The following is a 9,108-nucleotide window of genomic DNA, read 5'->3' as shown; positions in this document are numbered from 1 at the left end:
CGAGTTCTGGGCCGGAGTCGCTGACCCACAGCGCGGAAACTGGGAACTGGACCGAGAACGTCGCGAACAGTTCGACGATCTGCAGCGCAGCCTGGGCATGACGCTCGCCAACGCCACGCAGAGCGACTCGGCGGCGATGGCCGACTGGAAGCGCACGATGATCGACATCGGCGACAAGCCGCTGTACGGCGAGAACCGCGGCGGCCCGATGGGCTTCCAGGTCATGAGCAACCTCATGCGGACCGGCGACTACGACGACCGGTTCCTGACGGACTACGGCACGAAACTCATGGCCACCGAGCGCAAGCTGACCGGCAACGGGGAGCATCCGAACCGAGCGTGGACGCTGGAGGCGGGAAACCCGTTGCTGAACCGGATCGGGGACGACAGCGGGGCAGACCCCCTGACGGGCTACCTGAAGGGCCTGTCCAACAGCCCGGACGCTGCCACCGGCTTCTTCAACGAACCGTTCATCTTGAAGGACGACCCGGACAACCCGTTCGAGCGGGACCCGGATGGTAACGGCAAGAACGAGAAGGTCTCTCTGTCGAACTTCCAGTACCTCTTCGAGGAGCGGGACTGGCCGCAGGAGTCGGACTCCAAGGGCGATGACCTGCACACCGGACAGAACAACCTGGCCCTGGCCCTCGAGGCCGCCACCACCGGCCACCCGGCGGGCGAGATGCCCACGGCGGACACTCCCGTGCACAACACCGGCCAGGCGAAGCTCATGGAGAGCCTGGTGGCCTCGATCGCCGACAAACCGGAGCGCCTCACCGATAACAGCTACATGTCCGACAGCATGGGGCAGATCGCCTCGGAATATCTACCCGACATCAACAGGGCAACGACCGACGTTGCGAGAGACGACGACTCGAAGAGCTGGGAAGCCGTCACAAAGCTCTTCCCAGTTCAAGGGGTCGAAGCAGCACTGAATCATCCAAATGTCTCAAAATTCCTCTTCGCCGTCGGACAGAACCCGGAAGGTTATGCCGCTGTAGAGGTTGGCCAGCAGTCCTACATGGGCAAGTTGATGGCCCACCACCTCAATCCGAATCTGCCGGCCGACCAACGTTACTCACATAGTCTGCAGACGACGGTGACGACCATCTCGGAGCGATCAGGAGAGATCTCGGGAACGCTGGGACTGGGTCGACAGGAGGAGGTCGCAGGCCCAGCAGCGGACGAGAAAGACAAAGCATACAACCATTCAATCACCCAGTACAAGAACACCATCTCCGGCGTCACTGGAACAGTTGTTGGAGTCGGCACTTCTGTAATCGCAACACCCTGGATCGGCGCACTAACGGGAGGCGCAACAGGCACCGTGACGAGTGTCGTGATCGAGGAAGTCTTCAAAGACACCGAAGGACACGCACTGGAGGAGGCGACTGACGAAATGGGAAACCGTTGGCAGGCGGCACTCATGCAAAACAATGCATATGTCGGCGTGGGCGCAAGGACGGCAGCCGAGGAATACGGTCTCGCCGATTCGCAGGACGTGGAAACGTGGGCTCGCGGCGGGTCCCGCCAGGGCTTCATCAATGCTCGCGCCCTGCTCGACGGCCAGGCTCCTGGTAGCACCACTAACGTTGGATAATTAAGGCTCCGGGTGACGATCATGAAATTATCGCGTACTGCAGGACGGCGGAAAAGCTTCCCCTCTGCGACAATGGTTGTGCTTCTGCTGGGACTCGCAGCATGTAGTGGCGAACAGAACAGCCAAGGCTATTCGTTACCAGACTCACTTTGCGGAGCAGAAATCAACGCCACACTCTTCTCATCCTTCCTGCCGCCAGGAAGTAAACTCTCAATCCAAGGCTCCACCCCGGCTCCCAACGTCAACAAGTGCAAGGTTTACATCGACGGCAAGCCGATTGCACAGACATCTCAGGAGTGGTGGGACAACATGAATATTTTAGAATTCTCCCGCGGCCTGTCCATGGATGATCCGAAGCATCAGACAGACGATGGCCTGTACGCCTACTCAGACCAACAAGCATTCGGCAAGGCCAGTCGATGCAGTAATAGGGAGCATGAAAACCAGGTTCTCTACACAGCCATCCAGATTCCAGGATCTGAGCATCGCGACGCAGACAGCATGAAGAAACTGATTTCAGAGTACACAGAGTCCCTGGAGCAGTCATCCGTATGTTGATCACCGCTACAGCTCGCAAAGCTGCGATTGCAGTCACAACGCGGGCAGTAGTCGCGGGCCGGGCAGGCTCTCGGCGGGACGAGCCGTCGGCCGGTTCCGACGGGGCCTGAGCCGCCCTCACCGCCCCCCGCGCCTCCGTCGCGCGTCCCTCACCGCCACTGCCGTGCCGCCCAGGCCCGCCACCAGGACCAGGCCGCCGACGACCACGTACGTGCCCACGCGGGTGTTGCGTTCCTGGGCCGTTTCGCCGAAGTGCACCGGGGGGACGGAGGGGGCCTCGGCCGGGACGACGCCCTTGTCGGGGGTCGGGGACTGCACGGGGTGGGCCGGGTCGACCTCCGTGAGGGCCTTGACCGGGTCGATGACGCCCCAGCCGACGAGGCGGTCGTGGCCGGGGATGGAGCGTTCGGCCGTCTGCTCGATCTGGGCGACGATCTGGGCGGCCGTCCACTTGGGGTACTTGGCCTTCAGCAGGGCGGCCACCCCGGCCACGTACGGCGCGGAGAAACTCGTGCCGTTGTCCGCGCAGTGGCCTCCGCCGGGGACCGTGGAGATCATGTCGACGCCGGGGGCCGCCACACCGACGAACTCGCCCGACTGGGAGAAGGGCGCGCGTTCGTTGTTGCGGTCGGAGGACGCCACGGCGAGGACGCCGTCGTAGGAGGCCGGGTAGGTGACCTTGACGTTGCCGCCGAGGCCGTCGTTGCCGGCCGAGGCGACGACGACGACCTGCTGGTCCAGGGCGTAGTCCACCGCGGCCTTCAGGCTCTGGTCGGGCTCGACGGCGTTGGCCGTGTCCTGGGAGATGTTGATGACGTCGGCGCCCGCGTCGACGGCGTACCGGATCGACTGCCCGAGGGTCTTCGCGGTGCCGTTGCCCTCCGCGTCGTTCTGCTTGACGGGGATGATCGTGGCCTCGGGGGCCAGGCCCACGAAGCCGGTGCCCTTGGCCGGGCGGGCGGCGATGATGCCGGCCACCCGGGTGCCGTGGCCGACGGTGTCCGTGGTGCCCTGCGCGTTGCCCCGGTCGATCTCCTCGCCCTTGCTGTTCTTGGCGGGCAGGTAGTTCCTGCCCTTGGACGCGTCGACGGCGTCGGTGAGTTGCGGGTTCTTGACGTCGACGCCCGTGTCGATCACCGCGACCCGGACACCGGCGCCCTTCGACTGCTCCCACAGCTCGTCCAGGTTGACGCGTTGCAGCGACCACGGCCGGCCCTCGTACTTCTTCGACGGGAACGTGCACTGCCCGCCGTCGGCGGCCCTGGCCTCGGGCGCCGGGAAGGCGCACACCGCCGTCCCCGCGAGGAGCGTCGCCGCGAGGACGGTCGCGGCGGTGCGGGGGATCCTGTGGGAGCGGCTTCCACGCAGCATGTCTTCGTCGTTCTCCTGGGTGGCCACGACCGCTACGAACCCTGCGGCTGCCGGGCCGCCGCTTCCGACAGGCGGGGGCCGGTGGGCAGGAACGTCGACCAGTCCACCGGAACGGGGGACGGCTTCACCTTCTCGTAGCCGAGGCGGGTCTGGGCGATCTGCGCCTCGTTGAGCTGTTGCTCACGTTCCTTGGCGGAGGTCCCGATGCCCTTGTCGTCCGTGGCGCTGTCGTTGTTGGACTGCAGGGCGTAGCGCAGGCCCGTGTCGGTGACCAGGAAGACGCCGCCCGCGCCGGTCTCGGTGCCCTGGAACTGCCGGTAGAGCTGGCCCGAGCCCGGGGTGACGTAGGCGCTGGAGGAACCGGTGGGGAGCTTGGCGGGGAAGTCCTCGCCCGCCCACGTGGACAGGGTCGTCGTGCCGTTCCCGGCGTTCACCGAGCGCAGCACGTTGCAGACGGTGTTGCGGCCGGCGGTGGCGGAGGAGCCGTCGTTGACGGTCCGGGGCCGGTACGACGGCCAGTTGCGCTGGCCGTCGAAGTCGGTGCTGTCGACGACCGCGCCGGGGCTGACCTGCTGCGCCTCACCGGCCTGCCCGACGCCGACGAGGTCGCCGCTGTTGAGGAGCAGGGTGGCGGTGAACTCCGAGATGCGTGCCACGGCGCCCCGCAGGACCACGTAGTACTGCATGCGCCGGCCGTCGTAGGCCTTGATGACCATGCCGACCTTGTCGTACTGCCGGAGCATGTCGGAGGCTCCCGCGTCCGCGCCCGGGGTGCCCTGGATGTCGGGGATGGCGATCGGGTCGCCCTTGTGCAGGGTGTCGAGCCAGTCCTGGGAGACGCGCTGCGGGGCGCGTCCCTGGGTGTCGAGGGCCTTGAGGAGTTCCTTGTCGGTCGGGTCCGCCAGCGGGTAGGCGTATCCGCGCGAGTCGACCACGTACTGGCTCTTGCCGTCCGGGCCGACGACGTACATCAGCTCGCCGCCGGTGAGTCTGTTCGCGCCCTCGGTCCTGGACCACTCCTTCTCGGCGAGGACGAACGCCGCCTTCTGGATGGCCCGGCCGCCCGGTCCGGGACGCTCGCAGACCGCCCACCGCATGGCCTTCTCCGCCTCTTCGGGCGAGGGCAGGCGGTCGGGTGCGTAGGGGATGCCGATCGTGGCGCCGTGCGGGGGCTTGCCGCTGTCCAGCACCTCTTCGGCGACGGTGATGACGCTGTCCTTGGAGGGGTCCAGGAGGAGCTTGGCGGAGGCCATGTTGAGGACCGGGTGCAGCTGCTTCTCCCCGCCCGTCTTCAGCACGACGTACCGGGTCGTGGACTTGCTGGCCACGATCACGTGCGCCCCCGGCTCGTCCCACCCCTTCGGGGCGGTCGGGCTGAACATGCCGATCGCGCCGAACACGGCGAGGACGACCACCCCGACGACGAGGCTCGGGACGACCGCTCTGAGCGGCTTGGGAGCCCCCTCCTCCGAGCCCGTCGGAGACGGTTGCAGGAAGGACGCGAGAGTGCGGCGCTTCGCGAAGGTGTAGGCGTTCAGTTCATCGCGCCGTGATGCCATCTGTGTTCGTTCTCTCCCCGTACGAAGCCATGGAGACCTGCGGAGCGGCAGTGCGGGCCACTGGCGCCCGCCCCGGTCGCCTCTGGAACCTCGGCTGTCAGACCCGGCACCTACTATGCCTGTTGCACGGTGGTGCGCGCGGCACGGGTAGGGTGCTGAAGCCTCGCCGCCTGCTGAGTGCGGTGTTTTTCGGGATAGTTCGGGGGTTTTGCAGTGATGGCTTCCGCACCGCGAACCCGGTCGCGATCGCAATCCGCGGCGCGGCGGGCCGACGCGGCGCCGACCCGTGGTGGTTCCGCGGCTTCTCGCGGTGCCACGGCCGCACGCGGTTCCTCGGCCGCTCGCGGGTCCGTCACGCCGCACCTGCAGGCGCGTTCGGGCCGTGGCGGCTCCTTCGCGCTGCAGCGGCTGGTGATGCTGGAGCTGGCCGCCGCGCTGGTGGTGTGCGGCTGGCTCGTCGGTCCCACCGCCCTGGTGCCGGCGGGCGTGGTCGCAGGGACCCTGGTGCTGCTCGCGGTCGTGCGTCGGCGGGGGCGCTCCCTGCCGGAGTGGCTGGGCAGTCAGCTGGCGCTGCGTGCCCGCCTGCGCAAGGCCCCGGGCATCCCCCTGCCGTCGGGGGTGGACGCCAGCCTGGTTCCCGCCGTGGAGTGCGAGCCGAACCTGCGGACGTACCAGTACAGCCACCGCGACGATCACGACCGGCGCCCGGTGGGCATGGTGGGCGACGGGGGCTTCCTCACCGCCGTCCTCCAGGTGGAGGCCGACGCCGGCGCCCTGCGCGCGGAGCGCGGGCGCACGCCGCTGCCCCTGGCCCTGGTGCGGGACGTCCTCGACGTCGACGGGATCCGGCTGGAGTCCGCCCAGGTCGTGGTGCACACGCAGCCCGCGCCCGCGCCTCATCTGCCGCAGCAGTCGGTCGTGGTGACGAACTACGCGCAGCTCCAGGCGGAGACGGTCTCCCCCGCGGTCCGCATCATGTGGATCGCGCTGAAGCTCGACCCCGAGCTGTGTCCGGAGGCGGTGGCCGCGCGCGGCGGCGGGCTCCTCGGGGCGCAGAAGTGCCTGGTGCGCTCGGCGGGGCACCTGTCCAGCAGGCTGACGGGCGCCGGGTTCCGGGCGAACGTGCTCACGGAGGAGGAGCTGTCCGCGGCGCTCGCCACCTCGGCGTGCGCCAACCCGATGGTGACCTCCCAGCAGGGGCAGGGTGACGCGCCCCGGCGCCGGACCGAGGAGTCCAGCCGCAGCTGGCGCTGCGACAACCGGCGGCACACCACGTACTGGGTGCGGCGCTGGCCCCAGCTCGGCGGCTCCCATCCCGGTCTGCCGCAGTTGGTGGCCCAGTTGACGGCGGTGCCCGCGCTGGCGACGACGTTCAGTCTGACGCTGGCCCGCAACGGGCAGCAGGACGTGTCGATCACCGGGCATCTGCGGGTCACCGGTCGCAGCAGCACCGAGTTGTCCGACGCGCGCCGGGCCCTGGAGCGTTCCGCGCGTCAGGCACGGACCGGGATCGTGCGCCTCGACCGTGAACAGCTGCCCGGTGTGCTCGCCACCCTGCCGCTCGGAGGTGCTCGCTGATGGCCGTGACCACATCGACCGGGCCCACCGGTCCGCAGACCGATCCGCAGTCGGCCACCGGCCTCCGGGAGCGGCTGCGTGCCGGTTTCGGGCTGCTGGGCCCCCGGCACCCTCGGCACACGCTGTCCCTCTCCCAGGTCGACGCGCTCGCCCTGCCCGTCGGGGACGACGGCGTCGTGGTGGGCGTGGACGCCGGGGGCCGGCCCGCCGTTCTCGGGGTGAACCGGCCGACGCCGTTCGACATCCTGTTCATCGGCGGCCTGTGGACGGCTCAGGTGATGGCGCTGCGGGCGGCGGCGACCGGTGCGCGGGTCACGGTGGAGACCGGCAGGCCGGGGCACTGGGCCCAGGTCGTGCAGGCGGTCGGGGGCGGCCAGTCGGGCATGACCGTGCACGACGTGGGCCGCGTGCCGCCGCAGGGCGCCTCGGCCATGAGCCCGGTCCTGGTGATCCGGGACTGCGGTATGCGGCCGCCGCGTGGGCGGGTGACGTCCGCACCGTGGCAGTCGGTGTTCACCCTGCTGCCGTACCTCAGCCCGGTCGCTCCCCGGCTCATGCGGCAGGCGCGGCTCACGGGCATCCAGCGCGTCTCCCCGGACGAGGCGAGGGAGTTGGGACGCGCCGTGGCCCTGTCCGCGACCGAGGTGGAGTCGTTGCCGACGCTCCCGGACGGCATGACCCTCTGGTGCGCCGACCGGGACCACCAGTACGTGATGACTCAGCCCACCGACGCGGAGACGGGACTGCTGGGAGCGCCGCGTCGCATGGACTGACCCGCCCGACGGGTGACCCACCCGACGGGCGGGTCACCCGGCACCGCTTCGGGAGTGGCTGCCGAGGGGCCGCGTCAGGGATTCTCCTGCGCGGCGCCTTCGACGCCCGGGACGAGGTGGGGCACCTGCCTCCCTTCTCCTCGGCCGGGCGGGACGCGGCCCCGGTGCCCAGCGCCGCGGACACGACGGCCGCGAGGAGGGACGGCAGCACGCTCCGGAGCGTCTGCCGGGCCTGCTCCGCACGGTCGGCGGGGCCCGAGGGGCGTGGCGGGGGTGGGCCGGGGCTCGCGCGGCGGTCCTCTTTCCGGGGATTTCCCGCGGGACAGGATGACGGAGATCACTCCCACCACGCCCTGTTCCGTGACCGCCCTCGGAGGCGGCCCGCTCGGCACCGGCAGGAGCGCCGCGCGAGACGTCGGCGGAAACGTCGGGTTCCGGCGCATTTCACCGATGCTCCGTCCGGCTTGCTCGGGGATGTCATGGAGAACGTGCGCGGACACAGCGGCCGTGCACGGCGGTTCGCGGGCAGGCTGTGGTGCAAGCGGCGGAAGCCGAGTGGTGGGCAGGGCTGCCGGGGTGGTGCCTGTGGTGATTAGGCTGGGCCTCGGCGCTGTGCGACGACCCGTGGACCGGGCGTCGGCGTCCCAGGGGGAGAGCCGGTGGATCGGACGACCTCGAACGGCCTCGGACAACTACGAACGACAAGCAAGGGTCGCCCCAACACGGCGTGAGGGTGCTCGACCACACCAGGAGGAATTGTGAGCAGCGACCGGGACGGGAACCGCGGGGGCTGGGCGACACCCGGCGATGACCAGCCCGACGCGGAGTCCGCCATCGAGACGACGGGCGAGTTCACCATCGACTACGCGCCGCCCGCCTGGTACACGCAGAACGCGTCCGGTGACTCCGGGCAGGGCGCCGGTCCGTCGGGGGACGTTCCCTCCGCTCCTCGGCCTCCGGAGCCTCCGGCTCCCGCGACGCCCTTCACGCCGCCGCCGCCGTCGATGCCGAGTTCGCCGTACGCACCTCCCGCCCCGTCCACGCCTCCGGGCCCCGGGGTGCCCGGTCTGCCCGTGGGGAGCGGTTTCGAGCCCCAGCAGCCTCCGGCGGCGGAGCCCCTGCCCGAGGCGGGACCCGAGCAGCCGGCGGCGCCCTCGGAGCCGCGCGTCGAGCCCGAGAGCGGCAACGGCGACCTCGAGAGCGGCGCCACCATGCGCTTCTCGGCCGCCGCCCTGAAGCGGGAGTTCGCGGAACTCGCCGCCGCCGAGGCGCGGCAGGGGCAGGCGCCGGAGGAGCGGCCGGAGTCCACCGCCGACGAGGCCGGGAGCCCCGCCGGGGAAGCAGGCGAGACCGACGAGGCCGACGCCGACGGTGCTGCCGACGCCGCGGACGACATCCCGGCGGAGAGCGACGCCGCGGACGGCGACGCCGCGGAGCCCGAGAGCGGCGAGGGCGCGGGCGACGAGTCCGCGGGCGACGCGGGCGGCGAAGAGCCGACGGCGGCCGGCGAAGCCCCTTCCGCCGACGCCCCGGACGCCGCCGACGACGGTGAGCCGGCGTCCGCCGCCGATCCGGCCCCCGCCGAGCCCGCTCCGGCCGCCGCCGCACCCCAGGACTCCCCGCCCCCCGTCGCACCCCCCGCCCAGGGCGCGGTGCCGCCGTTGCCTCC

Annotated in this window: 7 protein-coding genes; 5 read left to right on the top strand and 2 right to left on the bottom strand. The window is 70.2% G+C overall.

Annotated features, from left to right (window positions below; all coding sequences use genetic code 11):
- Nucleotides 1-1,600, top strand: a 1,600-nt coding sequence (locus tag JHAT_RS32865) for a hypothetical protein (RefSeq protein WP_216353460.1), incomplete at its 5' end; no start/stop codon positions are given.
- Between the two features lie 78 nt (nt 1,601-1,678).
- On the top strand, nt 1,679-2,158 hold the full coding sequence (locus tag JHAT_RS34450) for a hypothetical protein (RefSeq protein ID WP_143660593.1): 480 nt from the start codon (nt 1,679-1,681) through the stop codon (nt 2,156-2,158).
- A gap of 117 nt (nt 2,159-2,275) precedes the next feature.
- On the opposite strand, the gene mycP is transcribed toward JHAT_RS34450, so the two are convergent.
- Nucleotides 2,276-3,529, bottom strand: coding sequence for a type VII secretion-associated serine protease mycosin (mycP, locus tag JHAT_RS32860; RefSeq protein WP_077801929.1), 1,254 nt, complete (start codon nt 3,527-3,529; stop codon nt 2,276-2,278).
- Between the two features lie 32 nt (nt 3,530-3,561).
- Nucleotides 3,562-5,088: a type VII secretion protein EccB gene (gene eccB / locus JHAT_RS32855; protein WP_077801926.1), complete on the bottom strand. Its 1,527-nt coding sequence runs from the start codon at nt 5,086-5,088 to the stop codon at nt 3,562-3,564.
- Between the two features lie 216 nt (nt 5,089-5,304).
- On the opposite strand from eccB, the gene eccE reads away from it, so the two are divergent.
- The 3 genes from eccE to JHAT_RS32840 form a co-directional block, all read left to right on the top strand.
- A complete protein-coding gene (gene eccE, locus JHAT_RS32850; protein WP_077801925.1) occupies nt 5,305-6,666 on the top strand; it encodes a type VII secretion protein EccE in 1,362 nt (453 codons plus the stop codon).
- A complete protein-coding gene (locus tag JHAT_RS32845) occupies nt 6,666-7,439 on the top strand; it encodes a hypothetical protein (RefSeq protein WP_077801924.1) in 774 nt (257 codons plus the stop codon). The genes eccE and JHAT_RS32845 overlap by 1 nt, the downstream gene beginning before the upstream one ends.
- 758 nt (nt 7,440-8,197) lie before the next feature.
- A partial coding sequence (locus tag JHAT_RS32840) for an SCO5717 family growth-regulating ATPase (RefSeq protein WP_290439827.1) occupies nt 8,198-9,108 on the top strand: 911 nt, incomplete at its 3' end.

The sequence above is a fragment of the Streptomyces sp. JHA26 genome (genome assembly GCF_002005565.1).
GTDB lineage: Bacteria > Actinomycetota > Actinomycetes > Streptomycetales > Streptomycetaceae > Streptomyces.
This window is presented reverse-complemented; position numbering and strand designations above follow the sequence as displayed.

What these genes read in the sequence shown, in the direction of transcription:
- eccB (WP_077801926.1), bottom strand. Translation starts at nt 5,088, where the DNA reads ATGGCATCACGGCGCGATGAACTGAACGCCTACACCTTCGCGAAGCGC.
- JHAT_RS32845 (WP_077801924.1), top strand. Translation starts at nt 6,666, where the DNA reads ATGGCCGTGACCACATCGACCGGGCCCACCGGTCCGCAGACCGATCCG.
- mycP (WP_077801929.1), bottom strand. Translation starts at nt 3,529, where the DNA reads ATGCTGCGTGGAAGCCGCTCCCACAGGATCCCCCGCACCGCCGCGACC.
- eccE (WP_077801925.1), top strand. Translation starts at nt 5,305, where the DNA reads ATGGCTTCCGCACCGCGAACCCGGTCGCGATCGCAATCCGCGGCGCGG.